33 protein-coding genes are annotated in these 26,244 nt (G+C 57.9%); 17 read left to right on the top strand and 16 right to left on the bottom strand.

The genetic code is table 11. The features are described from left to right. Positions 1-12 precede the first annotated feature (12 nt). Both GS612_RS10560 and pncB read right to left on the bottom strand, forming a co-directional pair. Positions 13-1,173: a hypothetical protein gene (locus tag GS612_RS10560; protein WP_171640168.1), complete on the bottom strand. Its 1,161-nt coding sequence runs from the start codon at positions 1,171-1,173 to the stop codon at positions 13-15. An 87-nt stretch (positions 1,174-1,260) separates the two neighbouring features. Beyond that, entirely contained in the window at positions 1,261-2,553 is a 1,293-nt protein-coding gene (pncB, locus tag GS612_RS10555; RefSeq protein WP_171640166.1) for a nicotinate phosphoribosyltransferase, read from the bottom strand. Between the two features lie 164 nt (positions 2,554-2,717). Here pncB and GS612_RS10550 point away from each other — a divergent pair, with 164 nt between their 5' ends. Then, a complete protein-coding gene (locus tag GS612_RS10550) occupies positions 2,718-3,248 on the top strand; it encodes a hypothetical protein (RefSeq protein WP_171640164.1) in 531 nt (176 codons plus the stop codon). Here the strand turns inward: GS612_RS10550 and pncA are convergent. Then, positions 3,245-3,838, bottom strand: coding sequence for a bifunctional nicotinamidase/pyrazinamidase (pncA, locus tag GS612_RS10545; protein WP_171640162.1), 594 nt, complete (start codon positions 3,836-3,838; stop codon positions 3,245-3,247). The genes GS612_RS10550 and pncA overlap by 4 nt on opposite strands. Before the next feature lie 96 nt (positions 3,839-3,934). On the opposite strand from pncA, the gene GS612_RS10540 reads away from it, so the two are divergent. Continuing rightward, positions 3,935-4,840 carry a rhodanese-related sulfurtransferase gene (locus GS612_RS10540; RefSeq protein WP_171640160.1) on the top strand — a complete coding sequence of 302 codons (906 nt, stop codon included), beginning with the start codon at positions 3,935-3,937 and terminating at the stop codon, positions 4,838-4,840. A 65-nt stretch (positions 4,841-4,905) separates the two neighbouring features. After that, positions 4,906-5,415, top strand: a complete 510-nt coding sequence (locus GS612_RS10535) for a potassium channel family protein (protein ID WP_171640158.1) — start codon at positions 4,906-4,908, stop codon at positions 5,413-5,415. 7 nt (positions 5,416-5,422) lie between these two features. Here the strand turns inward: GS612_RS10535 and GS612_RS10530 are convergent, their stop codons facing one another. Continuing rightward, a complete protein-coding gene (locus GS612_RS10530) occupies positions 5,423-5,752 on the bottom strand; it encodes a hypothetical protein (protein WP_152459432.1) in 330 nt (109 codons plus the stop codon). 187 nt (positions 5,753-5,939) lie between these two features. On the opposite strand from GS612_RS10530, the gene betB reads away from it, so the two are divergent. Next, on the top strand, positions 5,940-7,394 hold the full coding sequence (betB, locus tag GS612_RS10525; protein ID WP_171640156.1) for a betaine-aldehyde dehydrogenase: 1,455 nt from the start codon (positions 5,940-5,942) through the stop codon (positions 7,392-7,394). Positions 7,395-7,992: 598 nt separating this feature from the next. Here betB and GS612_RS10520 read toward each other — a convergent pair. The 5 genes from GS612_RS10520 to fliL are packed head-to-tail and all read right to left on the bottom strand — an operon-like array spanning position 7,993 to position 12,606. Beyond that, complete coding sequence (locus tag GS612_RS10520; RefSeq protein WP_171640154.1) at positions 7,993-10,128, bottom strand: hypothetical protein; 2,136 nt, start codon at positions 10,126-10,128, stop codon at positions 7,993-7,995. Next, positions 10,125-10,994: a flagellar motor stator protein MotA gene (motA, locus tag GS612_RS10515; RefSeq protein ID WP_152459429.1), complete on the bottom strand. Its 870-nt coding sequence runs from the start codon at positions 10,992-10,994 to the stop codon at positions 10,125-10,127. The genes GS612_RS10520 and motA overlap by 4 nt, the downstream gene beginning before the upstream one ends. Positions 10,995-11,041: 47 nt before the next feature. After that, a complete protein-coding gene (locus tag GS612_RS10510) occupies positions 11,042-11,626 on the bottom strand; it encodes a MotE family protein (RefSeq protein ID WP_171617049.1) in 585 nt (194 codons plus the stop codon). Then, on the bottom strand, positions 11,623-12,099 hold the full coding sequence (locus GS612_RS10505) for a hypothetical protein (RefSeq protein WP_171640152.1): 477 nt from the start codon (positions 12,097-12,099) through the stop codon (positions 11,623-11,625). Before GS612_RS10505 ends, GS612_RS10510 begins: the two co-directional genes overlap by 4 nt. A 9-nt stretch (positions 12,100-12,108) precedes the next feature. Next, positions 12,109-12,606: a flagellar basal body-associated protein FliL gene (fliL, locus tag GS612_RS10500; RefSeq protein ID WP_171117108.1), complete on the bottom strand. Its 498-nt coding sequence runs from the start codon at positions 12,604-12,606 to the stop codon at positions 12,109-12,111. A gap of 119 nt (positions 12,607-12,725) precedes the next feature. Here fliL and fliF point away from each other — a divergent pair, with 119 nt between their 5' ends. Genes fliF through fliP form a run of 4 tightly spaced genes read left to right on the top strand, consistent with a single transcriptional unit; the run spans position 12,726 to position 15,913 of the window. Beyond that, complete coding sequence (gene fliF / locus GS612_RS10495) at positions 12,726-14,309, top strand: flagellar basal-body MS-ring/collar protein FliF (protein WP_171640150.1); 1,584 nt, start codon at positions 12,726-12,728, stop codon at positions 14,307-14,309. Then, a complete protein-coding gene (locus tag GS612_RS10490; RefSeq protein ID WP_171640147.1) occupies positions 14,309-14,905 on the top strand; it encodes an ABC transporter ATP-binding protein in 597 nt (198 codons plus the stop codon). The genes fliF and GS612_RS10490 overlap by 1 nt, the downstream gene beginning before the upstream one ends. Then, the gene (locus GS612_RS10485; RefSeq protein ID WP_171640145.1) at positions 14,898-15,185 is read left to right on the top strand and encodes a FliM/FliN family flagellar motor C-terminal domain-containing protein; all 288 of its coding nucleotides are present in this window, start codon (positions 14,898-14,900) and stop codon (positions 15,183-15,185) included. Before GS612_RS10490 ends, GS612_RS10485 begins: the two co-directional genes overlap by 8 nt. Then, entirely contained in the window at positions 15,185-15,913 is a 729-nt protein-coding gene (gene fliP, locus GS612_RS10480; protein WP_171117115.1) for a flagellar type III secretion system pore protein FliP, read from the top strand. Before GS612_RS10485 ends, fliP begins: the two co-directional genes overlap by 1 nt. A gap of 103 nt (positions 15,914-16,016) precedes the next feature. Here the strand turns inward: fliP and GS612_RS10475 are convergent, their stop codons facing one another. After that, complete coding sequence (locus GS612_RS10475; protein ID WP_171640143.1) at positions 16,017-16,616, bottom strand: phospholipid-binding protein MlaC; 600 nt, start codon at positions 16,614-16,616, stop codon at positions 16,017-16,019. Continuing rightward, positions 16,606-17,376 (bottom strand): VacJ family lipoprotein, encoded by a 771-nt coding sequence (locus GS612_RS10470; protein ID WP_171230055.1) that lies wholly within the window; start codon positions 17,374-17,376, stop codon positions 16,606-16,608. Before GS612_RS10470 ends, GS612_RS10475 begins: the two co-directional genes overlap by 11 nt. Positions 17,377-17,721: 345 nt before the next feature. On the opposite strand from GS612_RS10470, the gene GS612_RS10465 reads away from it, so the two are divergent. The 4 genes from GS612_RS10465 to GS612_RS10450 are packed head-to-tail and all read left to right on the top strand — an operon-like array spanning position 17,722 to position 20,464. Next, positions 17,722-18,177: a RidA family protein gene (locus GS612_RS10465; protein WP_152459420.1), complete on the top strand. Its 456-nt coding sequence runs from the start codon at positions 17,722-17,724 to the stop codon at positions 18,175-18,177. After that, complete coding sequence (locus GS612_RS10460; RefSeq protein WP_171117120.1) at positions 18,174-18,941, top strand: glycerophosphodiester phosphodiesterase family protein; 768 nt, start codon at positions 18,174-18,176, stop codon at positions 18,939-18,941. Before GS612_RS10465 ends, GS612_RS10460 begins: the two co-directional genes overlap by 4 nt. A 45-nt stretch (positions 18,942-18,986) precedes the next feature. Then, entirely contained in the window at positions 18,987-20,174 is a 1,188-nt protein-coding gene (locus GS612_RS10455; protein ID WP_171640141.1) for a GNAT family N-acetyltransferase, read from the top strand. Next, positions 20,171-20,464 carry a 4a-hydroxytetrahydrobiopterin dehydratase gene (locus tag GS612_RS10450; protein ID WP_152459417.1) on the top strand — a complete coding sequence of 98 codons (294 nt, stop codon included), beginning with the start codon at positions 20,171-20,173 and terminating at the stop codon, positions 20,462-20,464. The genes GS612_RS10455 and GS612_RS10450 overlap by 4 nt, the downstream gene beginning before the upstream one ends. Here GS612_RS10450 and GS612_RS10445 read toward each other — a convergent pair. The 4 genes from GS612_RS10445 to GS612_RS10430 form a co-directional block, all read right to left on the bottom strand. Further along, positions 20,461-20,769: a hypothetical protein gene (locus tag GS612_RS10445; RefSeq protein WP_171117123.1), complete on the bottom strand. Its 309-nt coding sequence runs from the start codon at positions 20,767-20,769 to the stop codon at positions 20,461-20,463. The genes GS612_RS10450 and GS612_RS10445 overlap by 4 nt on opposite strands. Positions 20,770-20,790: 21 nt before the next feature. Then, positions 20,791-21,138, bottom strand: coding sequence for a hypothetical protein (locus GS612_RS10440; protein WP_170346724.1), 348 nt, complete (start codon positions 21,136-21,138; stop codon positions 20,791-20,793). 11 nt (positions 21,139-21,149) lie between these two features. Next, entirely contained in the window at positions 21,150-21,395 is a 246-nt protein-coding gene (locus tag GS612_RS10435; RefSeq protein WP_152459414.1) for a glycine zipper 2TM domain-containing protein, read from the bottom strand. 102 nt (positions 21,396-21,497) lie between these two features. Continuing rightward, a complete protein-coding gene (locus GS612_RS10430) occupies positions 21,498-21,983 on the bottom strand; it encodes a peroxiredoxin (RefSeq protein WP_171229944.1) in 486 nt (161 codons plus the stop codon). 99 nt (positions 21,984-22,082) lie between these two features. Here GS612_RS10430 and GS612_RS10425 point away from each other — a divergent pair, with 99 nt between their 5' ends. The 4 genes from GS612_RS10425 to GS612_RS10410 all read left to right on the top strand — a co-directional run bounded on the left by GS612_RS10425 (position 22,083) and on the right by GS612_RS10410 (position 24,778). After that, a complete protein-coding gene (locus GS612_RS10425) occupies positions 22,083-23,294 on the top strand; it encodes an NAD(P)/FAD-dependent oxidoreductase (RefSeq protein ID WP_171640139.1) in 1,212 nt (403 codons plus the stop codon). Next, the gene (gene rsmD / locus GS612_RS10420) at positions 23,291-23,848 is read left to right on the top strand and encodes a 16S rRNA (guanine(966)-N(2))-methyltransferase RsmD (protein WP_171640137.1); all 558 of its coding nucleotides are present in this window, start codon (positions 23,291-23,293) and stop codon (positions 23,846-23,848) included. Before GS612_RS10425 ends, rsmD begins: the two co-directional genes overlap by 4 nt. Positions 23,849-23,937: 89 nt before the next feature. Beyond that, the gene (locus GS612_RS10415; RefSeq protein ID WP_171640135.1) at positions 23,938-24,573 is read left to right on the top strand and encodes an HAD family phosphatase; all 636 of its coding nucleotides are present in this window, start codon (positions 23,938-23,940) and stop codon (positions 24,571-24,573) included. A 25-nt stretch (positions 24,574-24,598) separates the two neighbouring features. Next, entirely contained in the window at positions 24,599-24,778 is a 180-nt protein-coding gene (locus GS612_RS10410; RefSeq protein ID WP_171640133.1) for a hypothetical protein, read from the top strand. Here the strand turns inward: GS612_RS10410 and map are convergent. Continuing rightward, positions 24,766-25,578: a type I methionyl aminopeptidase gene (map, locus tag GS612_RS10405; protein WP_152459408.1), complete on the bottom strand. Its 813-nt coding sequence runs from the start codon at positions 25,576-25,578 to the stop codon at positions 24,766-24,768. The genes GS612_RS10410 and map overlap by 13 nt on opposite strands. 269 nt (positions 25,579-25,847) lie before the next feature. Between map and GS612_RS10400 the strand changes: the two genes are divergently transcribed. Further along, the gene (locus GS612_RS10400; RefSeq protein WP_253283520.1) at positions 25,848-26,243 is read left to right on the top strand and encodes a RidA family protein; all 396 of its coding nucleotides are present in this window, start codon (positions 25,848-25,850) and stop codon (positions 26,241-26,243) included. Position 26,244 lies beyond the last annotated feature (1 nt).

The following is a 26,244-nucleotide window of genomic DNA, read 5'->3' as shown; positions in this document are numbered from 1 at the left end:
TCCCCAGGCAATTCAGATCAGCTTTGCTTCCAATGTGTGATTGCCCCAAATCTGTGATGTCCGCGTGGCAGAATGCCCGCTGAACCAACCTCCGACGACCTCGTCGGCAACGTTGGCACTGGCGGGGAACTTTTGTCTTCCGCCATCTGCCAGGATCACCAGGTCAAACCAGACCCGAACAGAATACGGCACATTGATCCGGCCTGAATTCAGGTTGTATTTGTGCCAGTGTATCGGGCAGCTCAAGAAAACGACCTTGTTGAAATGTGCCCCCATCTCGGCGGCTTTCATGACGACATTGCAGCCGTGGCTGTGGGCCACCACATCGCAGCCGTGATAAGCCTGAAGATCTATCCAGTTTTTCAAGTGTTTGGCAGCAATATGTCGGCCGCGGTCGGACCACCGGCCCTCCCATTCATAGTAGTTTTGCCCTGAATAGATGTCGTTGCGATGCGGCCTGATGTAATTGTGCAGATCTCCGACATGGGGATAGTACCATGTGGGGTCGGGATTGACTTCGAAGTGTGTGCCATGAACCAGAAGCAACCCCGGCGCACCGGCTTTCTGTTGCGCGGGCGCCGGTGGAATCTTCGAACCCGGCGGGTCTGAAATCAGAGCGGACGACAACACAGTAAGCAAATCTTGCGAGAGCGGCTCCAACTGCGCCCAACGCGCCGTAAACACACCAAGCCAAAGACGTGGCGGAAAAGATTCCGGCGAATACAGTTTGAGGCACGAACTCAGTGCGGCAAGAGCAACAATTGAATCAGGGGCCGCCAGTCCAAGCTTCAAAGCAGCGTCAATATGTTCGACGTTCGGCTGTTCTTCTGCTGCTTTGATCGCCTCGAACAAATGTTGGTAATACCCCTCAGGCTCTGGCGAAGTAAGCAGGTCAACGGGCCTTAGATCGCCGGGGCCATCAAAGAAACGCATGTATTCGTGGGCGGATATTTGGCGGTTGTCAATTGGCCGGAATCCGAGCATGACAAGCTGTTTGGACAGAACGGCATCTTCGGTTTCTTCCAAATCGCGGCCCAACAGGAAAAGGTCGCTGTCATCGCCGTCGGCTTGCAGAAACTGCGCGCGGGATATCAGGTATGCGGCGTAGGAAAAAAGTGAAAGCTCATCCCGGGATCCGCCGGTATCGTAGAAGTTCTTTGGTTCAAAAATCATTTTATCTCAACCTTAATGCTCAATGGGAATGCCTTCCAAAATAGCATCAGGTGAGGTGCCGATAAATGATGAATGCACCGCCGTGGTTCAGACGATCACCTCGATCGCCTTTTGCGCTCCGACGCCGAACACCCGCTTGTAGCGTTTGATCTGGTCCTCCGGACCCATAGCCTTTTCCGGGTTGTCCGACAGTTTGACCGTCGGGCGGCCATTGGCGGATACCGCTTTGCAGACCAATGAGAACGGCGCCAGCGCGTCATTGGGGACGAGTCCGCGAAAATCGTTGGTCAGCAAGGTTCCCCAACCGAAGGAAATATTGGCGCGGCCCGCGAACTGGGCATGCAATTCCTGAATTTTCTCGACATCCAGACCATCAGAGAAAATGATCCGTTTCCCTGTCGGGTCTTCGCCGCGTGCGTTCCACCAGTCTATTGCGACCTCGGCCGCTGCTGCCGGGTCTCCGCTGTCGATGCGAATGCCGGTCCATCCCGCCAACCAGTCAGGAGCATTGTCCAGAAACCCCTTGGTGCCATAGGTGTCGGGCAGGATGATGCGGAGGTTGCCGTCATGCTCGTCATGCCAGTCGCTGAGCACATCATAAGGCGCCTGCGCCAACGCTTCATCCGTATCGGCCAGCGCGGAATAGACCATGGGCAGTTCATGCGCATTGGTGCCGATCGCCTCGACCTCGCGTCGCATGGCGATCAGGCAGTTCGAAGTGCCGGTAAAGGATGCGCCCAGCCCTTCGATCATCGCCTGCACGCACCAATCCTGCCACAGGAAGGAATGCCGCCGTCTGGTGCCGAAATCCGCGATCCCAAGCCCGTTTATCGAGCTCAACTTTTCGATCTTTTCCCAAACCCGGGTCATCGCGCGGGCGTAAAGCACCTGCAATTCGAACCGGCGCATGTCGTTCAGCACCGCGCGCGAGCGCAGTTCCATCAACACCGCCAGCGCGGGGATTTCCCACAACATGACCTCGTGCCACTTGCCTTCAAAGGTCAGTTCAAATTGGTCACCTTTGCGTTCAAGGTGATAGGGCGGCAGGCGCAAATTCTCGAACCACTCCATGAAGTCCGAGCGGAACATCTGCCGTTTTCCGTAGAACATGTTGCCGCGCAGCCAGGTGCTTTCCCCACGGCTGAGGCTGAGAGAGCGGATATGATCCAGCTGTTCCCGCAGCTCGCCTTCATCGATCAAACGCGCCAGTGGTACGTGATTCGACCGGTTGATCAACGAAAACACGACATCTGTTTGAGGCTTGTTTCGAAACACTGACTGGCACATCAGCAGTTTGTAGAAATCAGTATCGATCAAAGACCGTACAATCGGGTCAATCTTCCATTTGTGATTGTAGACGCGGGTCGCGATGTCGACCATGGGGAACTCCTGCGATTTCCGTAGTTAGATCAATCGACTCTGGAAATAGCAAGAGTCACTGATTTGGTGACAATGCCAGTTTGACGTCACAATACCGGCATATTGTGCATTGTTTTTACCGGTTAGTGAGAAGAGGGGATGGAAAGTCGAAACTGAGTTTGTGAATGGGTATCGAGTACGATTTTGATATTGTTAACGTAGCGCTGGAAGATCTGGACCCCGAAAAGCTGGGGTCGGCCTCTGATACGGAACGCCAGGTATGTGCGGTGTTCCGCGATATCAGAGCCGCCGACGCGTTGCGTGGAACATCGCCGAAAATCCGCAAGATTTTCATGGATGCCGGGTTCAGCCTCGAGTCGCGCAACAGCGGCATCGTGCCGGGTGTATTTCCGGCCGAGGATCATGCGGACCGGGTGCGAATTCTGCGGTCGCTGTTTGAAAACATCAGGACGCGTGGGATTCAGGGTGAATATTGCGGCGATTTCAACCTTAGGGATTTTCTGCATTATGTGCGAACCGCGCAACCCATGGCTGGGATCGTGCGCAGCCGACCGATGCGCGTTCCGCCACCTCCGTCAAACCAAACCAACCCGGAACGTCGCACGATACCGGGGCGCATCGGGTTCGCGCTGGGTCTGGCGGTTGTTCTGTTCGTGATGATCAAGCTTCTGGCCGCAGCCGGGGCCACACCTTAGGTCAATACGACTCCGGCGTCCCGCATCGCCTGTTCGGCGGCTGCCAGCGAACCGTCCATATCAATCGCGCGGCACGCGCCCATGCGGACCGTGACATCGAAACCCAACCAGGCGGCATCCACCGCAGAATAACGCACGCAGTAATCGGTGGCCAATCCCACAAGGGTCAAACGGTCGATACCGCGTGTATCCAAATAGCCTTTCAGGCCTGTCGGTGTCTGGTGGTCATTCTCGAAGAATGCGGAATAGCTGTCGATGGCATTGCGGAACCCCTTGCGAAGGATCAGGTCGCCATCCGTGCGCAAGTCGGGATGAAAACCGGCGCCGCGCGTGCCCTGCACGCAGTGGTCGGGCCACAGAACCTGTGGGCCATAGGGCATGTCGACCAGGTCGAACGGGTTTTTGCCATCGTGGGAACTGGCAAACGAAGAATGCCCCGCCGGATGCCAGTCCTGAGTCAGGATCACGGCATCGAATTCATCCATCATGGCGTTTATCGGTGCGACGATCTCGTCCCCTTCCGCCACGGCCAGTGCCCCACCTGGGCAGAAGTCGTTCTGGACATCGATCACGATCAGGGCATGGGTCATGGCGGCCTCCTTTTACCGCTCTATCGGTAGGCGGCGGCGCGCGGGGCGTCAATGCAATCCCTTGCGACTCTGGGTCTGCAAAGGTAGATCGCGCGTATGTACACAATCGCTGCCCTCTATCACTTTACACGTTTCGCGGACCCGGCCGCGTTGCGCGACCCCTTGCTGGACCTGTGCCGCGCGCAGTCCGTCACAGGTACGCTGCTGCTTGCCCAGGAAGGGATCAACGGCACGATCGCCGGCCCGCGGGCCGGAATTGACGCCGTGCTGTCACATATCCGATCCTTGCCCGGTTGCGCTGATCTGGAGTGGAAAGAAGCGACCTCGGACCACCCGCCTTTCGGCAAGATGAAGGTGCGGCTGAAGAAAGAGATCGTGACCATGGGCCAGCCCGATGTGGACCCACGCGCCCGCGTGGGCAACTATGTCGGCCCGCAGGAGTGGAATGACCTGATCCGTTCTGACGATGTGGTTTTGATCGACACGCGAAACGATTACGAAGTGGCAATCGGGACGTTTGAAGGCGCAATAGACCCTGAAACAGCCAGTTTTCGCGATTTCCCGGCATGGTGGGAACAGAACAAGGACCGCTTTCACAACAAGCGGGTCGCCATGTTCTGCACGGGCGGCATCCGTTGCGAGAAATCCACCAACTACCTGTTGGGGCAGGGGGTCGAGGATGTCTATCACCTCAAAGGCGGTATCCTGCGGTATCTGGAGGAAATCCCCGCCGAAGACAGTTCCTGGCAGGGTGAATGCTTTGTGTTCGACAATCGCGTTTCGGTTGGTCACGGGCTTGTTGAAGGGCCGCACAAGCTCTGTCATGGCTGCCGACGTCCTATCCTGCCCGAGGATATGAAGCGCCCGGAATACGAGCATGGCGTTTCATGCCATCAATGCATCGATGAGACGTCCGATGCTGACAAAATGCGCTTTCGCGAGCGGCAAAAGCAGATCCTGCTGGCGCGGGAACGGGGTGAGGCGCATCTGCGGCAGGATTGAATTCGGGTTGCGGGCGATGCCGTTAGGTCGGATGATTGCCCGAAGACCGGATTGAAGGGGCGTTCATGCACCGCACACCCACGACGTTGGACGAATGGAAATCGACGCTGATTGCGGCACTGGGGCTGGTCCTTGCCAGCTTCCTGGCCTGGTATGGCCTGTCCCGCTTGAGCGAGGCGGCTGCGGGCGATACGATTGGCACAGTCGCCTCAATCGGGTTGTTGATCTGGCTGGTGTCACAGTCCTGGTATTACATGACACAGGTGAAATCGCCCCGCAGGCTATTGTTTCTGATGGGTGTTTCGTTCATACAGGTCGTTCCATTCCTGTTCGCCGCAGTTTACGGGGCCTTTGGGTATAACGACCACTGTGTCATCGGTGCGCAGGGTCCGGGGGATATCCTGTATTTTTCCTATGTCACCTTCACCACAGTCGGATATGGCGACATGTCACCGACCGGTCTGTGCCGTGGGCTCGCCGTGTCCGAGGCCGTAACAGGCTATATCCTACTGGGTATGTTTGTTGCCGCAGCAGTTTCGCTTTATGCCCGCAACCACAATCCGGATAGACCCTAATTCGGGGCTATTTGTTGTGATCGATCCAGCGCGACATCATTTTCTTGTCGCGGAAACACTCGGATGGGATCGGGCGACGTTTGCTGCGTGAAATCCGCTCGGCAAACGCGACTTGTTTTCCCGTCGGGTAATTGTCGAACTGCGAGGTCCCGCGTGGTTTGTGGGCTGAAATCCAGTCAGATAAAAGCCGACGGTCACGCTGTGCCTCAACCGGAATCTCAAGGGCTGACTTCTCGGCAATCGCACGCGCATACCGCATCTGCCGATCGGTGACCGGAAGCAGGTGATAGTCGTTGTTCGGCCCGTTCAGGGCTGTGGGGCGTGTTTGCTGGGTCATCGGTTTGTCCTCTGACTATGTAGAACATAAATAGAACATTAACCAAAAATTTCAAGGTTTGCGGGGTTTGACAGGCGTGAAACCGCCCCTTTGATGATTTTATTGACTGGTCAATCAATAACCGATAGGCCGATTTTCGACTGACCATTTGTCCCGTCCTGACGGGTGCGAAAGAAAAGGACACGGTATGAAGTTTCAGCCCCGGGCCAGCCATTTCATTGACGGCGAATATGTCGAAGATACAAACGGCGCGGCCATCGAAGTGATCTATCCCGCTACAGGCGAAGTGATTGCACGGTTGCATTCAGCGACGCCGGCGATCGTGGAACAGGCTCTAAACAGTGCAAAAAACGCTCAGGCAGCATGGGTGGCCCTGTCCGGGACGGAACGTGGCCGCATCCTGCGCCGCGCCTCTGATATCATGCGCGAACGCAACTACGACCTGTCCGTTCTGGAAACCCATGATACCGGCAAGCCGATTCAGGAAACCACAGTGGCCGATGCCACCTCGGGGGCCGATGCGCTGGAGTATTTTGGTGGATTGGCCGCCTCTCTGACTGGCGAGCATATTCCGCTGGGCGGGGGGGATTTCGTCTATACCATCTGCGAGGCGCTGGGCGTGTGCGTCGGGATCGGCGCCTGGAATTACCCCACGCAGATCGCCTGCTGGAAAGGTGCACCTGCACTGGCTTGCGGCAACACGATGGTATTCAAACCTTCGGAAACCACGCCCCTTTCGGCATTGAAAGTGGCCGAAATTCTTGTCGAGGCCGGTGCACCCAAGGGTGTCTACAACGTGATCCAGGGATACGGTGATGTCGGTGCTTCGCTGGTCTCTGATCCGCGCGTGGCCAAGGTCTCTTTGACAGGTTCTGTGCCGACGGGCCGCAAGGTCTATGCTGCTGCTGCGGATGGCATGAAGCATGTGACCATGGAACTTGGCGGCAAATCCCCGATGATCGTCTTTGACGATGCCGACATCGAAAACGCTGTTTCAGGTGCGATCCTGGGCAATTTCTACTCTTCGGGCCAGGTTTGTTCCAACGGCACCCGCGTCTTCGTTCAGAAAGGTATCAAAGAGGCATTCCTGAAACGTCTGTCGGAACGTCTGGCGCACGCGAAAATCGGCGATCCAATGGACGAGGACGTCAGCTTTGGCCCGATGGTCAGCGAGAACCAGATGAACATCGCCCTGGGCTATATCGAAAAGGGCAAAGCCGAAGGCGCAAGACTGGTTTATGGCGGTGAACGGATCGAAAGAGACGGCTATTTTGTGCAACCCACGGTTTTTGCTGACGTCACGGACAACATGACCATCGCGCGCGAGGAAATCTTTGGCCCCGTCATGTCGGTGCTGGATTTCGAGACCGAGGAAGAGGTGATGGCCCGCGCCAATGACACCGAGTTCGGTCTGGCCGCAGGTGTCTTCACGAACGATCTGACCCGGGCGCATCGAATCGTGGCCGGATTCGAAGCTGGCACTTGCTATATCAACACCTACAACCTTGCCCCGGTTGAAGCGCCGTTTGGTGGATCGAAGATGTCCGGTGTCGGGCGCGAGAACTCGAAACTGGCGATCAATCACTTCTCGGAAATGAAAACCGTCTATGTCTCGATGAATGATGTTGAGGCTCCGTACTGAAGCAAGGACGGTTGTCCGCTGTTTTTGACGTCTCTGCTCCCGCTGCCTGGCACCGGGAGCAGAGAAAACGCCAGCCAGTGGCGTGCAATACTGCACTGGCAATACCGATGCCTGTCAGCGTGTCGGAAAAGGCGGGCTTGCAGAATTTGTGTCCAAAGACGTTGCCATCCCAAACCGGTTGGCCAGGCCCAAACCGGTTGGCCAGGTTTGATGAGGAGACACGTCCGCGATTTCTCTGACCACGGAACTCATTGAAGGCGTGGAACTTTTACCGCCGTCCTTCGGATGTGGCGTCTCGTTTTCACGCATCTGCCGTCAATGCCACGGCACCGGTTGCTTCACAGGCGGTCAGCCGTCGTGACCTTTGTGGTTGAGGAACGCGGCCTGAAGTTCGGCGGCCTGTTCTTCTGTGTCATGTCTGGAACACAACATCCTTGAAAGTAGTTGGAGCTTTTTTGCATCCCCGCCTGATCGGGCGTTCTGATTGGACCCGCTTTGAAGCAACGGCGCCGGGTTGCCAGCGGTTGAAACGCATCGCAGGGTATACCGGGATCGGCGTTCACTTTGCCGGGTGCGGCCGGAACAGTCGCGATATACGTCATTTTACCCCAACTGCGTTCAACATCTCATCGATCCGCTGGCGGGCCGACTGGCTGTCCTTCAACAGGTTTTTCGCATCCGCCAGCGGTTTTTCCGCCAACCGTTTCGGCAGGTCAGACAAGGCTTGGGTCATTTGATTCAATGCCGCGTATTTCCCGCCCGCAGGTTCCAACCTTTCTTCTGATACTCCGGCCAGCCAGAAGTACCGGATTGCCGATTCGTTTTGTTCGAGATCTCGGAGCATATCGCCGGCGGCTGCAAATTCTTCTGTTGAAACCATCGCCTGCGCGCGCAAGGCAATCGCCTCTTCGGAATTGTCATCAGCCAGTTCCAGCAGGGCTTGATGAGGGCGCTCCGACAGCAAAGCGGCCCGAGCCCGCAACCGAGCCCGATCCGAGCGCCGAGACTGATCTTCCGGTCTGTTCGCCAGCGCGAATGTCTGCTGAGCAAAGCCCAGATCAGCAAGACGGCTTGCCAATGCAATTACAGTATCGGTTGTCAGCACTGCCGTCATGTCTGGCTGCATTACCTCCATCGTCTGGCGTAGAAAGGTTGCGTCGTCCGATCTCTCGGCAAGCAATTGCAGATGCCGATTGATCGCGCCGTCACTATCGGGTCCGGGTGGCTGCGCTTCGATCACGTCAAATGCGCGGTCGAATTCCTGGCTCAGGCTCAGAGCGATCGCATAGGTGCGGTTCATCATCGCGCCCAGCTCCGATCGTCTGAACTCGACCGCATAAGATGCCGCCAGATCAAGCTCCTGAGAAGAAACAGCTTTGCGTTCAGACCAACGTTTTTCCACCAGGCGCGCCAAAGCCAGCGGAGATTCAGCGGCGGCGTCGGTAGAGGTTATAACCTCGGTCAACAACTCTTCTTCACGGTCACTGTCCCCTTCCGCCTTGGCAACGCTGGCTTTGGCCTGAGCGACACTGGATATCGTTTCCGGTTCAATCCGGTCAACCGAACGAAGGATTCTGCGGGCAGCCTCCAGTTGTTGTGCGCTCACCAGTAATTCTGATAACCGCGGCCCCAGCTGGCGGCGAAGATGATCTGGCAGTCTTGAATACGCGTTTTCGATTGCTTCCACGTTTGCGTCAGGTGCCAGTTCCCCTTCGGACAACACAGCCCAAAGCGCGGCATCGCTGTCACATCGTTGCAGGTCGTTGAATGGATTCCTGGGCAGCGGCGGCCGGTTATCTACAACCCGCGCAATTGCCGCAACGGGTTCGAAGCCCTCTGGCGGCGTCTCCAACAGCCTAAAGACACTCAACACTTCGGCTCCGAAACCGAAAGAGGCGTAGAGCTTGGCCAGGTTCATGGCCTTTTCGCCGTCAAGTTTGTCAAACTCTTTGTACAGCCCAGAGCGGAGAGCTGATACCTGGTCCGGAAAAGGCGTGTCCCCTGACCAGGACGCAAAATTCATCTCAGCAGTCGAGATGCAGGCCGGTCTGTGGTCAATTGGTTGCAGTTCTGCGTTCAATACATTCTGCAAATCGTCCAGAACCGTGGTCAGACGTACGTTCGAACGCAATCGGGGCGGCACAACGCTTGTACCGGACGGGGCGGTATTGCGTGGCCCGACAGGAGCAAGCTTCAAATCCAGCAACTTGCGATCGGTCCCTTGCAGAAGACGAGTGGACAGCTGGTCTTTTATCCCCTGCTCAGTCATGGTGAGGGGCGGAAGATGCAACCCTGTCTCAACCGATGGCGGTTTGCCTTCGGCCGTTTTTCCGATCAAGGGTGGCGGTACATTCTCAAGAAGCGGCGGCAACAATTCCCCTGGCGCGATGTCCAGTACGATCATCGAGTTTCTGTACAGAAACGCCGACGCCACGCAGTCGCACCCGAACTCCAGCTCCAAAGCGCTGCCGGGGTTTTCCTGCGACAATGAGGCCAGGCGGTTCGTGGTCAAACGCCCAAAAATCGAGCTGGTTTTGAATGTGACATCGTCCAGGGCAATGGTAAGGCTGGCGCCGTTCTTCCGTTGCGCCAGCACCCAGCGGGTATCCGGTGGCACGTCGAAAACCAGACGTGTGAATCCGTCATGCTCACCGGATCGCACCACCACGTCCTGTGCAGTCACGGCAGATGCAGCCATGACCAAAACAGCAATCAGAAACCCGATGCGCTTCATGCCGCAGCCTGCTTGAGCTCTTTCAATGCGTCTTCCAGCTCGGAAAAGCCCGGGCGGTTATGGGTTGGGGTGTTCTGGCGTCCGACTTCAATGCACATGGCGGCATTGTGGTTGTGCAGGTTGGCCACCAGTACTTCCTTGATCAGCTGATAAAAGTGGTTGTCTTCTTCAACCACGGCTTTCAGTTTGCCTGCGAAGGGGCCGACCAGACCATAGGCCAGAAAAACGCCCAGGAACGTGCCTACCAGGGCACCCCCAATCAGCTTCCCCAGCACTTCGGGCGGCTGATCGATTGATCCCATCGTCTTGATCACGCCCAGAACCGCAGCAACGATCCCCAGCGCGGGCAGGCCGTCTGCTACTGTTTGAAGCGCATGGCTTGAGTGCATGGCGTGATGAAAATTCGCCTCCATGCGCTTCTCCAGAACCTCTTCAACCTGATGCGGATCGTCATAATTCATCGCCGCCGACCGCATGGTGTCACAAATCAGGTCGACGGCCTCCTTGTCTGATTGGATCTTGGGGTATGCGGAAAACAAGCTGGAGTTTTCGGGGTCTTCTATATGCTGCTCGACCTCAACAGGGTTGGCGCGGGCAATGCGGATCAACGAAAACAGAAGGCACAGAAGGTCACGATAGTCTTCGGGCTTCCATTTCGGGCCCTTGAAAACCTTGGCCATGTCTTTGATCGTATGTTTCACGCCGCCCATGTCATTGCTGATCAGAAAGGCTCCTACGGCGGCGCCACCGATCATCATCATTTCGAAGGGAAGAGATTTCATGATGATGGTCATCTTGCCACCTGCCGCGAGATAGCCGCCGAAGACCATTACGAAGATGACAACAATTCCAACAATTCCAATCATTTGAGATCTCCAGATGAGTTCTGTGCGTTACCGGGCAACACGGGCGACTACTCCTGTGGGGCAGAGGCGTTGCGTCCGGCCATGACAACGCTGATCGTATAGGCCGCTTCGGGGCTCAGACCCGCCAGTACGCCAGCCGCTGCGTCCGCCGGCATGCGGGACAGGAACCCTGCGGCAAAGGTCGGGTCCATAGTTTCAAACAACGCGGCTGCGTCCTTGGGTTTCATGTTCTGGTAAACATCCGTCAGGCGCGCCAGATCGTTCTCTGCCGCCTTGTCCGCAACCGCCAACGTGGCACGCAGGGCATCTTCTGCTTCCTTCAGGGCCGTCAGACGCGTTTCAACGGCCTGGGTTGCGATCTCCAGTGCTTTTTCCTGATCGCGCAACTCAGCCTCTCGCTGTTTGACGCGTTCCTCCCGGCGCAAAAGCTCTGCCAGCACAACCTGAACATCGCGTGTTTCGGATGCGGCAGGCTTGTTTTCCACGACTTCGGGTGTCGCCGGTTTGGCGAGCGCGGGTCCTGCCTCCAAGCCAACGCGAATGGCTGCCGAGCCGATCATCAGCAATGAGATGACAGCAAGCACACCGCCACGCGGGCGTGTATCGTGTTTGGCGTTGCGCGCAAGGCTCATGCCTGCGCCCCGTTCTGCTTGCGGTCATGGCGGAAGAACATCAGGCCCTCTGGTGCTTTGGGTTGCTCTTCACGCGCACCAGTTTCGACCGGTTCCGCTGCTTTCTCGTGCTTGGTGCCCTGTTCCTCTTCAGGCTGGGGCTCGTCTTGGACAGGCTTTGCTTTTTCCGGGGCAGCAGTTTCTTCTTCGGGGATGACATCATGCAGAGATGCCATCATCAGCTCCAGTCGCTGAGCCACGGTCTCAGCCCTTTGCGTCAGCGCCTTCAGCTGATCCCCCGATTGATCAGAGGCATTTCGCGCGCTGTCCAGGGATTTCTTCAACTCTTCCGCCTGGGTCGACAACACGGCCACCGCGCCACCGACGCCTTTTTCAAGATCGGTGAACCGCCTGAGGCGGCGCGACAGCACAAAACAATAAAGACCCGCGCCCAACGCACCGGCGACCAGCAAAATATCCGCAATCAGCTCCAATTCCGCCTCCTAATTCAGTACAAATTCCATCACCAGCACATCGCGAACGCGCCCTTCGCCAACAACAATTCCAATGCGTCGCAGCAGGTGACCTCGGATGCGCGTCAATGCCAGCGAATCCTCAAGGTCCTTCAATTCAACAGCTCGCAGGTATCCGTTCAGGACATCCATGATTCGTGGCTGCATTTTTTTCACATCAGCTATGTACGGCGCGTTAACTTCGAGCTGAGCGTGGAACTTCAAATGTCGCGAATTGCCGGAATTCACCGATACAACAACCGGCGGCAGATCAATGAAACCGACATCCGCCAGCGCTTTGGCAGGTTCCTCTTTCGCCTCGTCCTTGCCGGCCTCAACCGCGGCCTTGCCACCCAGCGGAATCAATCCGGATGACGTCAGGAAATACCCGCCCGCAGCGCCGGCGATGGCAAGAAGCATCCCGATCAGCATTCCCTTTTTCCCTTTTTTCCCGGTTGGTTCCGCCAGTTCGTCGGTTGCGTCGGTCATGACGTCCTCATTCATCAGTTCCGACCCCGTCATAACCGCGCAGGGACTAACCGATTGTTAAGAGCAATCGTCCAAACAGAGAGTGCGTCGGGCAGAATGCCGGCGAGTCGGAGGTGAGCGTGCAGCAGATCGGAACTGTCTGGGCTAATTTGGACAGGCGTAAACAAATCATCGTCGCCGGTGCGGTTGCGCTGGTGTTTCTGGGAATCCTTGGCATGTCGCGCCTCGTGACGGCTCCGTCCATGACGCTGCTTTATGCGGGTCTGGAAAGCGGTGCCGCCGGGGAAATAGTACGCGCGCTGGACCAGCGCGGCGTCACATATGAAATCCGGGGCGGATCGATCTACGTATCCGGCGCGCAGCGCGACGAGCTGCGAATGACCCTGGCCAGCGAAGGCCTGCCCGCAAACGGCAACAAAGGGTACGAACTGCTTGATTCGCTAAGCGGGTTTGGCACCACCTCTCAGATGTTCGATGCTGCCTATTGGCGCGCGAAAGAGGGTGAACTGGCGCGGACGATTGTCGGAAGCCCGCATATAAGTCAGGCGCGCGTCCATATTGCCAACGGGACGGCAAACCCGTTTCAGCGCAGCGTGTCACCAACGGCTTCGGTCTACCTCGTGCCCTCCGGGACCGAAATTACCGGGGATCAGGCCAAGGCCATCCGGTTCCTTGTTGCCTCGGCCGTCAGCGGCCTGACGCCCGAGAACGTTACGGTGGTTGATTCGCACGGGGCCGTGATTGGCGGGCAGGATGCCGCAGCGCCTGCGGACACTGCGGACGACAAGTCGCGCCAGTTGCGGGAACGCGTTCTGCGTCTGGTCGAGGCGCGTGTCGGTACAGGCAATGCCGTGGTCGAGGTCAGTGTGGATACCGAAACCAAGACGGAATCCATTCGCGAGCGGCGCTTTGACCCCAAGGGCCGCGTGGCGATCAGCACGGATGTCGAAGAACGTTCGGACAGCGCCCGAAACCAGTCATCGGATGTCACCGTGGCGTCGAACCTGCCGGATGGCGATGCGGCGGGCGGGGACGAATCGAACTCGACGGCTACCCAGACTCGTGAGCGGGTGAACTACGAAGTCTCCGAGACAGAGCTGGAAGTTCATAAGGCTGCCGGCGCGATCAAGCGCCTGACGGTTGCAGTTCTGGTTAATGGGAAAAGATCGGTGGACGCCTCCGGTGCCGAAGTCTTCACGCCCTTGCCCCAGGAAGAGCTGGCCGCTCTGGAAGAGCTCGTGGCGTCGGCAGTCGGGTACGATGCGGCGCGCGGGGACGTTATCACACTGAAATCCATGGATCTGCCGTCGGTCGAACCACAGGGCACCCTGGTATCGTCGTCGCTCTGGCAGAACATCCATCTGGACGTCATGTCCTTGATACAGATGGCTGTGCTGGCTTTGGTTTCGCTCGTGCTGGCCCTGTTCGTGATCCGCCCGATCCTGACGAATGCAACACCGACACCGGCGCTGCTGGCGGCGTCAGGAGGGGCGGATTCGGATACCTTGGCGCTGACAGGTGAAATCGCGCCGGAGGAACCGGCAGAGCTCTCGACCCTGCCGGCAGAGCGTGGTGTTCCGGCGCTCGGCTCGAGCGCCACGGAGGATCCTGTCGACCGGCTGCGCGCCATGATCGGTGAAAAGCAGGAAGAAACTGTCGAGATCCTGCGCAGTTGGCTTGAAGAAGGTGAGGAGCGGGTGTGATGTCGATTGCTCATCTTCTTGAGGATTTCACCACCCAGACCGGTACGGGGCCTGTTCTGATCTTGAATGAGGACACGCTGGAAGAACAACGGCTCGCTGCCTTCGAAGACGGGTATGGGGCCGGTTGGGAAGATGCCTCGCGGGCGCAGGAGCAAAGCCGCAGCCAGATTTCGGCTGAATTGGCAAGGTCGCTTGAGGATATGTCTTTCACCTATCACGAAGCCATCGCCCGCATGACCCTGTCGTTGGAGCCCATGTTCACCAGCCTGGTTCAGACCGTACTGCCTGAGATGGCCGAGCGCGGCCTTGCAGCCCGCATCGTGGAGCAACTCTGTGAAATGGCGCGTTCGCGGATAGAGCAGCCGATGCAGATTTTGGTGCCGCCGGGTTGTGCCGAGAGTGTCGCAGCGCTGTTGCCGCAAGATCTGCATTCCACTCCTCAGGTGATCGAACACTCGGACCTGGAGCCGGGTCAGGCCCGCCTTCAAGTCGGCACGAGCCGGCGTGAGGTTGATTGCACCGCTTTGCTCGCCGCCATCGAACAGATCTTTGACGCTTATGTCTTTGAGACAAGAGAGGCTTTGTCCAATGAATGACACCCAGATCCCGAAATCTGAAAAACCCAACCCCTTCGACTCGGTCCCGATTGAAGTGACCGTTTCCGTCGGTCGTGCGCGCCCGTTGATCAAGGACCTGTTGAACATGGGAGAGAATGCCGTGCTGACTCTGGACAAACGGATCGAAGATCCGGTTGACCTCTATGTTGGGGATCAGTTGGTGGCGCGCGGGCTGTTGGAAGAAATAGAAGGCGATCAGGCAGGGCAACTTGCAGTGCGCTTGACCGAGATTGCGGATTTGCACAACGGAATCGGTTGATGCGCTATGTAATCTGCCTGGCTTTGGTGGCCGTGTTGACGCCCTCACTGGCCGCTGCCCAGGATTTGACCTTGTCCCTGGGCGAGGGCGGGTCGATTTCCGCCCGGACGATCCAGCTGATTCTGCTGATCACAGTACTGAGCATCGCTCCGGGGCTGGCGATCATGATCACCTGCTTTCCCTTCCTGATCACCGTTCTGTCGATCCTGCGGCAAGGGATCGGCCTGCAACAATCTCCGCCCAATATGCTGTTGGTCAGCCTGGCGTTGTTCCTGACCTATTTCATCATGGACCCGGTGTTTTCAGAAGCATGGGCGACAGGGATACGACCGATGATGGAAGAGACGATGGAAGTGGAACCAGCGTTGGAGCGCGCGTTGGAACCGTTCCGTGCCTTCATGGCGGCCCGACTGGATGCGGATACGTTCTATGCCATGGCGGCTTTGCGCCCCGGTGGTGAGGCTATGGAGTTGTCCGCACAAGCGCCATTGTCGGTCTTGATGCCGTCCTTCATGCTGTCGGAAATCGCACGGGCGTTTCAGATCGGGTTTCTGATTTTCCTGCCGTTTCTGATCATCGATCTTGTCGTGGCTGCTGTATTGATGTCGATGGGCATGATGATGGTGCCACCGGCCATCGTATCCTTGCCATTCAAGCTGGCGTTTTTCGTGATTGCCGACGGGTGGGCTCTGATTGCGGGCGCATTGGTGCGCAGTTACATGCCGTGAGCTCGACATGTAGCCGCGGCGCGCTGAAAAAACAGGCGGTCAGGCGCTTCTGCCCCACTGTTGTCAAAGGCGTAATTCAATGCCTGGTCGCAAGTGAACCGGATCAACCCGTCTTTTTCAGGTCTTTGATCAACTGGTTCAGGTTGCCTTTGCGGGCGTCCAGCATCGCGCCGATTTCGGTGCGTTCGGTCAGCAGCAGATTCACGCCTTCGATGAACATGTTGTAGAATTTTTCACGCCCCGACTTGTCCGAAACAAGGAACGTCACATCAAACGGCGCCGAGCCGCGCAGCTTGACCATTGTGCGCACTTCATATCCGGCCTTGATCTTGCGGGCATTGCGCACGTTGACCTCACCGCCGATGAACTCGCGGAAGCGGCGACCATATTTGCGGGAAATATAGCCCTGAAACGCCTTGGTGAATTGCTTCAACTGGGATGGGGTGGCCGTGCGGGCATCGGCACCGAGGGCATAACGCGCCATGATCGGGACGTCGGCATATTGCACAAAGATCTTCTCGAAATCACGCAGCATCGCATTCTCTGACTTTCCCGAATCGATAACCCTGTTGATGTCGTTGACCACACTGTTGACCAGTGCCTTGGCTGATGCCTCGGTTTGGGCAAACGCAGATTTGGGCAAGACGGCCAAAGCAAGACCAGCTGCGACAAAGTTACGGCGGTTCAACTCGTTATTCAGCATAGGGGTCCTCGTAGGGGTCTAAATAGGGGTCCCTGACCGGGTCTGTACCGGTTTCTGCATAGGGGTCAGAATACAAATCCAGATAGGCGTCTTCGTCATCTCTTGCCAGTTCGAAGCGGCGATTTTGCAGATAGATCAGGCGGGCCTGCGCATAACTGTCTGCGCTTTCATACAGAATCGAGTCCACGGTGTCCGAGAACCGCCCACGATCGCCCATGCGGCGAACGACTTCGGCATAAACGCCCAGATTGTCGGCGGGCCGGACCGGGGTAAAATTGATCGGATTCGAGAACAGGTTGATCACGACCCCGATGGCATCCCTTTGGGTCGACGGGCCATAGAAAGGCAGTTCAACATAAGCCCCTTCACCGACCCCCCAGACGTGCAGGGTCTCACCGAAATCAGTATCGACGGGCGGCAGGTTCAGCTCATCTGCGGGCGCGGACAGGCCAAAGCCGCCCACGGTCATGTTGATCACAAAGCGCAGCAGCGCATTGCCCATCTGTTTCGGGTTGCCCTGAAGCAGGTAGTCGACCGCTTGTCCGGGCAGCGAGATGTTTTCGGCGAATGTGCTGAAACTGGTGACCATGGGATCAGGAACGATCTTCACGTACCCTTTCGACGCAGGTCGAAACAGAAACCGGTCAACGCCCAGATTGAACTTGTGAATTCCCCGGTTCGCGTTTTCGTAGGGGTCAAACACGTCGCTGCGTGCGGCGCCCTCGGGCGGGGTCGTTGCACAGGCGGACAGAATGGCCATGAGCGACAGGACAACCAGGTGTTTCAGGCAAAATCTGCTCGACACGATCTTTGCTTCTCCCAAATGCCCGACATCCGTTCTGCCGGGCCAACAATCACACATCACCAATACTTACACGCCTGTAAGGCACAAGTTCTTGTCACATAGTCGTTTCAGGTCTCAAATGAAACACCTAGCGTGTAACCTGTTCGTCAGGTCCGGGTAAAGCAATTGAGCATCTGCAAGTCATAATAAGTAAAGATATGCTCAGATCGCATGCAAGCCGGAATTTGCCGCATTCCGTCTTTCCACGGATGTGCTTCCCGGTTAGCGTCCGGCAGAGTCAATCAGGGAAGGACCCTCTCAATGAGCATCGCTGCAAAATTGGAAAGCCTCGGTGTCACGCTGGGCGACGCACCGGCTCCAGCGGCAAATTATGTGCCGTATGTACGTGTGGGCAATATCGTGTACGTGTCCGGCCAGATATCGAAATCAGACGAGCTGATCACCGGCAAGCTGGGCGATGACATGGATGTCGAGGCCGGAGCCGCAGCGGCGCGGGTCTGCGCGATCAATCTGCTGGCGCAGGTCAAGGCGGCCTGTGGCGGAGATATCGACAAACTGGTGCGTGTCATCAAGCTGACCGGTTTCGTGAACTCGACCGCAGATTTCACTGCGCAGCCGCAAGTGATCAACGGCGCATCCGACTTTCTGGTCGAAGCGCTGGGCGACGCCGGTCGCCACTCGCGCTCTGCCGTAAGTGCCGCGTCGCTGCCGTTGGGCGTGGCGGTCGAGATCGAAGGCATTTTCGAGATCGAATGATACCGCCCCTGCCAGCTGCGTTTTTGCAGGCCCCGATTGCTCATCGGGCGCTGCATGACGTCTCGAACAACCGCCCGGAAAACAGCCGGGCGGCCATTCGTGCCGCCATTGATGCCGGATACGGGATCGAGATCGACCTTCAGCTGACATCTGATGATCGTGCCGTCGTATTCCATGATTACGACATGGGGCGTCTGACCGGCCAGCCCGGGCCGATCCGGCAGGTGTCGGCGGCGGCGGCGTCCGAATTGACCCTTCTGTATGGTGATGACGGCATTCCAACGCTTGATGAGGTGCTGGATATGGTCGCAGGCCAAGTGCCGCTGCTGATCGAGCTGAAGGATCAGGACGGCGTTATGGGTATGAATATCGGTGCCCTCGAGCACGACACCGTGCGCGCATTGCAGGGCTATGACGGCCCGGTGGCCCTGATGTCCTTCAATCCAAACTCGGTTGCGGAACTGGCGCGGCTGGCCCCGCACCTGCCGCGCGGCATCACGACTTGCGCCTATGAGCCCAGTGTCGAGCTTCTGCCGCATGACGTCTGCGACACCCTGCGCGACATTCCTGATTTTGAACGTGTCGGGGCCGGTTTCATCAGCCACGAGGCGGAAGATCTTTCCCGCCCGCGCGTGGCCGAACTGAAGGCGCAAGGCGTGCCGATCCTGTGCTGGACCGTCCGAACGCCCGAACAAGAGGCAGAGGCCCGCATTGTTGCCGACAATGTGACCTTCGAAGGGTATCTGGCTGCGCATTCAGCTTGAACCCTGCCGCTTCGGTCACAGATAAAGGGCTGGTGCGGAGGAAACATGGATCAGGCCCAAATCGAAGTTCAGGTCATTGGGTCTCTGTCGCGGATTTCAGCGGCCGAGTGGGATGCCTGCGCCTGCCCCGAGACCGCCGATGGTGGACGGCCCCTTGATCCCTTCACCACGCATCGCTTTTTGCTGGCGCTTGAGGAAAGCGGCTCGGTCGGGCGCGGTACGGGTTGGCAACCGCAATACCTGACCGCCTTTCTTGACGGGATCCTGATCGCAGCGGCCCCTATGTATGCCAAATCGCACAGCCAAGGCGAATACATCTTTGACCACAGCTGGGCCCATGCCTATGAAAGCGCAGGCGGGCGGTATTATCCCAAGCTGCAAATTGCGGTGCCGTTCACACCCGCCACCGGGCGGCGGTTTCTGGTGCGCCCGGGCTATGACAGGATCGGAATGTCGGCTTTGGTGCAGGGTGCCGTTCAACTGGTGGCCGACAATCAGGTTTCTTCGGTTCACGTGACCTTCTGTACAGAAGCCGAGGCATTGGCGGGTGAGCAGATGGGGCTAATGCTTCGCAGCTCGCAACAGTTTCACTGGCTGAATGATGGCTACGCCGAATTCGATGACTTCCTTGCGGCCTTGTCCTCACGCAAGCGCAAGAACATCCGCAAGGAACGGGCGCAGGCCAATGGCTTTGGCGGTGAAATCCGCACATTGACGGGCGATGACCTGCGCCCGGAACACTGGGATGCGTTTTGGCGGTTCTATCAGGACACCGGGGCGCGAAAATGGGGCTCACCCTATCTGACGCGCCGGTTTTTTGACATCGCACAAGAGACGATGGCGAATGACATGGCCCTGGTTTTGGCTGAACGGGATGGTCATGCCATTGCGGGTGCGCTGAACTTCATAGGCCACGAAACGCTTTTTGGGCGGTATTGGGGCTGCATTGAACATCATGCCTGCCTGCATTTCGAACTGTGCTACTATAGGGCGATAGATTTTGCCATTGCCCACGGTCTGGCCCGGGTGGAAGCGGGCGCTCAGGGCGAACACAAGCTGGCGCGGGGCTATTTGCCGACGCGCACGCATAGCTTGCACTGGGTCGGCGATCCGGGTTTTGCCGATGCCGTCAAAAAATATCTGGACGCCGAAGGCCGCGCAGTGGGAGAAGAGATCGAGATTCTGACGGATTACGGCCCGTTCAGGAAATCGAACCCGGAGGAACAGCAATGACTGAACTTTTGTCCGCCGAGACCCGTGGCCCGCTGCTGGATCCGCTGTTCAAAAACGGCTGGACCATGGTCGAAGGCCGCGACGCGATCACCAAGACCTTCATTTTCGACAACTTCGTGCACGCATTTGGCTGGATGACGCAAGTGGCGATCTGGGCCGAGAAATGGAACCATCATCCAGAATGGTCCAACGTCTACCGCACGGTTGAGGTGGTTCTGTCCACCCATGACGTAGGTGGCCTGTCGTCACTGGACGCCAAGCTGGCCCGAAAGATGGACAGCCTGTGCTAGCGGTCGTTGCCTGACCCCTGGCCACCGGCAAGCGACGCAGCCGTGCCCATCTGCTTGAATTCCGCAGGTGTGACGGTGCCATCGCTGACATCGATGGACCGTGGAATGCCAGTGGTCTTGTTCCCGATCTGGCGCACGCTGCGCGCCGCTGGGTTGATATCCAGACACCGGTTTTCATAGCAGGTCAGGCCAGACGAATTGATCTGGATGCGGACCTGTCCGTCCGGCCCCGTCACCACGGGAGCTTGCGGAACGTCACAGGCCGCGGCCAGTGCCAAAGCACCCATTCCGATCCATTTCTTCATAGCAAGCTCCTTCAAGCGGGCTTAGTCCAGTTGACCATTGCCGTTCTGGTCTGCCGCGCCGAAATCTTCATTCATCTGTGCATCATATTCCGATCTTGAGATAAAGCTGTCCTTGTTGCGGTCAACATTCTGGAACTGCTTTATGTCCAGAAACGGCTTGGCCTCGGCCTGACCCAGTGTGCCGTTCTTGTCTTCGTCCATGGCCTGAAACGCATAGTCCGAAAAAGCGTCGAACTCGTCTTTGGACAGGAACCCGTCATTGTTTGCGTCGATGGCATTCAATTCTTTTTCATGCAGCTCGGCCACGGTTTCGGCATTGGTGGCCGAGGCCAGGAATGCAGCTGTGAATACAAAAATCGCCCGTTTCATGTCCAATCTCCTCAGCATGCAAATCTTTGGCCTTCAATGCCACCGGCGGCAGCCCCGGCTGCGGTCAGGATCGTCTTGCCCGATCCGCCGCCGAACTGGTTGCCGATTGCGCCGCCGATCAAGGCGCCGCCCAGTGTGCCGCTGAGGCAGGCAATCTCGTGCTGTCGTGCGGCTTGCTGTTGCGGGGTTGGGGCCGGACCGCAGGCTGCCAAAAGCGCTGCGCCGGTCAGGATGGATGAAAATACCTTAAGTTTCATAAAAATCTCCCCAATAATGTGCGACGAGTATTCGCGCATTGAGGCAGTGCTTCAAGTTAATTTGGGTTCACGCGGCCCCGGACGGACCGGGGCCGGCCAAATTCAGATCACCTCCAGCAGGCCTTCACCCGCCGAGATCCCGCAGGCACCGGGGTTATCTTCCAGGTTCAGGGCCGTGACCTTGCCGTCCTCGACCAGCATCGCATACCGTTTCGAGCGTGCGAACAGGCCAACGGGCGGGGCGTCGAAATCCATGCCGATGGCTTTTGTGAATTCTGAGGCCGCGTCTGAAACCATGGTCAGTCCGGCCGCGGTCGCGCCGGTGGATTCACCCCAGGCCTGCATGACGAACGGGTCGTTGACCGACAGGCACATGATCTCGTCCACGCCCTTGTCGTCGAACTGCTTTTTGGTGCGAATGAAACTTGGCACATGTGCGGTGGTGCATGTGCCGGTATAGGCGCCGGGCACAGCGAAAATGACAACCTTGCGCCCTTTGGTCTTGTCTGAAATCCGAACTTCCTCTGGCCCGTCGGCCCCCATCTGGATCAGTGTGGCCTCGGGCAGGGTGTCTCCTGTTGAAATCATTTTTCAGCTCCTGTCGTTTGGATTTGCAGAATTGGGCTAAGCCGCAATATAGGTGGTCAAATCAGAGAGACCACGGGAAAACTGCGGAGTGGGCAAAGCATGAGCCATATTGTCGTGATTGGCGCGGGTCAGGCAGGAGCGTCCTTGGTGGCGCGGCTGCGCAAGGACGGGTTCGACGGAGAGATTACTCTGATCGGGGCCGAGCCGCATCTGCCGTATCAGCGCCCGCCTTTGTCCAAGGCCTATCTTTTAGGAGAGATGGAGCTGGAGCGCCTGTTCCTGCGACCCGAAAGCTTCTATGCCGAAAACAACATCACTCTGCGGCTTGGCCAGCGCGTGACCGGCATCGACCCCAAGGCCAAAACGGTCACTGTTGGGGATGAAGTCATCCCGTATGACGAACTTGCGCTGACCACCGGGTCAGATCCGCGCCGCCTGCCTGCCGCCATCGGAGGCGATCTGGACGGCGTGCACGTGGTGCGCGACCTGGCCCATATTGATGAGATGGAACCCAAAGTGACCAAAGGCGCCCGCGCGTTGATTGTGGGCGGCGGTTACATCGGGCTCGAGGCCGCCGCCGTCTGCGCGAAACGCGGCGTTAAGGTCACCTTGGTCGAGATGGCCGACCGCATCCTGCAACGGGTGGCTGCGCCCGAAACCAGCGCGTATTTCCGCGCATTGCACAGCGAATACGGTGCCGACATCCGCGAAGGCGTCGGGCTGGATCGTCTGATCGGCGAAAATGGCCGGGTTGTGGGGGCCGTGTTGACGGACGGCACGACGCTGGACGTTGATTTCGTCGTGGTCGGTGTGGGCATCACCCCCTCAACCCAACTGGCCGAGATGGCAGGGCTTGAACTGGATAACGGCATCAAAACCGATGCCCATGGTCGCACATCTGATCCGTCGATCTGGGCGGCGGGCGATTGCGCCTCTTTTCCGCATGGCGAAGGGCGTATCCGTCTGGAAAGCGTCCCCAACGCGATCGACCAGGCCGAAATCGTGGCGCAGAACATGCTGGGTGCGGCCAAGGATTATGTGGCGACCCCATGGTTCTGGTCGGACCAGTACGACGTCAAGCTTCAGATCGCGGGCCTGAACACCGGATATGACCGCGTGGTGACCCGCAAGGGCGAGGGTCAGACCGTGTCCTTCTGGTATTACAAGGGCGACAGGCTGATTGCTGTGGATGCGATGAATGACCCGCGGGCATACATGGTCGGCAAGCGATTGATCGAAATGGGCAAGACCGCTGATCCCGAAGTCGTGGCAGACCCGAACGCGGACCTGAAACCGCTGCTCAAGGCGTGAGGATCATAGCCGGAGAATTCCGGGGCCGCGCCCTCGCCCCGGTCGGCAAGGGTGATGCGGGCGCGCATCTGCGCCCCACCACCGACCGTGTGCGCGAAAGCCTGTTCAATGTGCTCAACCACCAGATCGATTTAGACGGTCTGCGGGTGCTGGATCTGTTCGCGGGAACCGGGGCGCTGGGGCTCGAGGCGCTGTCGCGGGGGGCGTCGCATGTCACCTTCGTCGATGACGGGCGGGTGGCTCAGGGGTTGATACGCAAGAATATCGACCTGACCCGCAGCGCCGACCGAACCGACTTGGTCCGCCGCGATGCGACCCGGTTGGGCGACAATCCCGGCGCGCCTTATGATCTGGTTTTTCTGGACCCGCCTTACGGGAAATCCATGGGGCAGAAGGCCGTCGCCGCCTTGGCCAATGGCTGGATTGCGGATGATGCATTGTTGGTTTGGGAAGAAAACGCCCCGATGCAGGCGCCGGCGGGGTTCACATTGCAAGACAGTCGCAAATATGGCGACACGCATATTTCCCTGATGTGGAAAGGTGTGCCAGGCTGAGACGTTCCGCGCGGTTTCGCCGGCGGCCTGTGTTTGCAATGACCAGACAGCTTGGATAGGCCAAGCGCGAGGCACAGCAGGAATCCCAAATGCACGATCTTGTCATTTTCGATTGCGACGGCGTTCTGGTGGACAGCGAGGTGATCTCGAACCAGGTGCTGGTGGACAATCTGGCGCATCATGGCCTGCATCTGGCACTGCGTGAATGCATGTCCCTGTTCGTGGGCGGAACCATGGTGGGGGTGCGGGACAAGGCCCGCGCGATGGGTGCCGTTCTGCCCGAAGACTGGATAGATCAGGTCTATGCCGAAACCTATGACCGCCTGCGCGCAGGCGTGCCATTGGTCCCCGGTATTGCAGACCTGCTTGCGGGGCTGGATCAAAAGGGTATCCCCTGTTGCGTCGCGTCGAATGGCAGCCCGGACAAGATGAAGATCACTCTGGGTCAGAACGGGCTTTGGGACCGTTTCAAAGACGTGATGTTCTCGGCCCATGTGCTGGGTACCGGAAAGCCGGACCCAAAGATGTTCCGCCTGGCCGCCGAGCACTTTGGCGCGACGGATCCGGTGGTGATCGAAGACAGTCACAGTGGTGTCACGGCGGCGATCCGTGCCGGCATGCGTTGCCTTGCTTATGCGCCTCATGGAGGCGGCGAAAAGCTGGCGGATCTGGGGGCCGAGGTGATCACGGACATGTCACAGGCGCATGGGTTGTTGGGACTTTGACCCGCGGTTGTGCTAATGTGCACGCATGGACCGCACCCTGACACCTTTTGCCTGGACCTTTTCAAGCGACAGCGAAGCCTCAACCGGCCCCGAGAGCAAACCCATGCGCGCGCCGGTCTTCATCCACGACGCGGTCACGCCGTGGGGGGCTGAAACGGTGCTGCTGAAACTTCTACGTGAGCAGGCCGCTGATCAGGACGAATAAGTCGGGTGAAATTTGCCAGCGGGTGACAGGGTAAAGATATCGACCCCATCCGAGGTGACGCCCACCGAATGTTCGAACTGTGCCGACAGCGATTTGTCGCGGGTTACGGCTGTCCAGTCGTCGGCCAGGGTCTTGGTTTCGGGGCGACCCAGATTGACCATGGGTTCGATGGTAAAGAACATACCCTCTTCCAGAACGGCACCGGTGCCCGGGCGGCCATAGTGCAGCACGTTAGGTGGCGCGTGAAACACACGACCCAGACCATGACCGCAGAAATCACGCACGACGCTCATCCGATGTGCTTCGACATAGGACTGGATGGCATGGCCGATGTCACCAAAGGTATTGCCCGGCTTTACCATCTCGATGCCCTTGAACAGCGCGTCATGGGTCACCTGGATCAGCCGTTCCGCCTTGCGCGGCAGCTTGCCCGCCACATACATGCGTGAGGTGTCGCCAAACCAGCCATCGACGATGACGGTGACGTCGATATTCAGGATATCGCCGTCCTTCAGCTTTTTCTCACCGGGAATACCGTGGCAGACCACGTGGTTCACGCTTATGCAGCTGGCGTGCTGATAGCCTTTATAACCGATGGTGGCCGAGGTCGCACCGGCGTCTTCGACCATCTGCGTGATCAGCCCGTCAAGTGCGCCGGTGGTTTGACCGGGAAACACATGTTCTGCAATATCATCCAGAATCCGCGCAGCCAGCGCCCCTGCCGCGTGCATCCCGGCAAAGTCACCTTGTTCATAGATGCGAATGCCGTCCTTGGTCAGGCGGCCACGATGCTCTTTCATCGACGCTAAGCTCCAAATGTTGCGCGCAGCATTCCTTTTACGCTGCTTGTGCAGAAAGTACCAGAGGGCGCGCGTTCAGACTGCGTAAACCATGCGAGAAACTTGGTTCCGTTGGCTCAGGATTCAAGAGTAGGGGCTGCATTGCAGCATCTCGGGCCCCACCGCCTCGACTGCAATCCGTACGGCTACTGGCTTGGACACTTTTCACGGCAGGCGGATCAGTATCTAATGATTGCACTTTTTCTTGAGAAAATCAGGGAACCGGATGCATGTCACAGAAACGAGAATTGATCTCTAACGGAAACCCCATGGAAAGCATCGTTGGGTTCAGCCGAGCGGTTCGGGTCGGGAACTTCATCGCGGTCGGGGGAACCGCACCAGTCGATGCTGAGGGCAACACTGTGGGTGTCGGCGATGTCTATCTGCAAACCAGACAATGTTTCGAAATCATCAAAGATGCGCTTGAGCGTGCCGGGTCAGGGCTGCACGATATTGTCAGAACGCGTGTCATCCTGACCGAAATCGAAAACTGGAAACAGGCGATCGAAGCCCGAAAGCTGTATTGTCTGGATGCTCGCCCTGTAGATACTATCATGGCCATCGAACGATTTGTGAATCCCGAGTGGCTGGTCGAGATTGAGGTTGATGCTGTCGTTGCGGACTGAC

The organism is Ruegeria sp. HKCCD6157 (assembly GCF_013110685.1).
Classification (GTDB): domain Bacteria; phylum Pseudomonadota; class Alphaproteobacteria; order Rhodobacterales; family Rhodobacteraceae; genus Ruegeria.
This window is presented reverse-complemented; position numbering and strand designations above follow the sequence as displayed.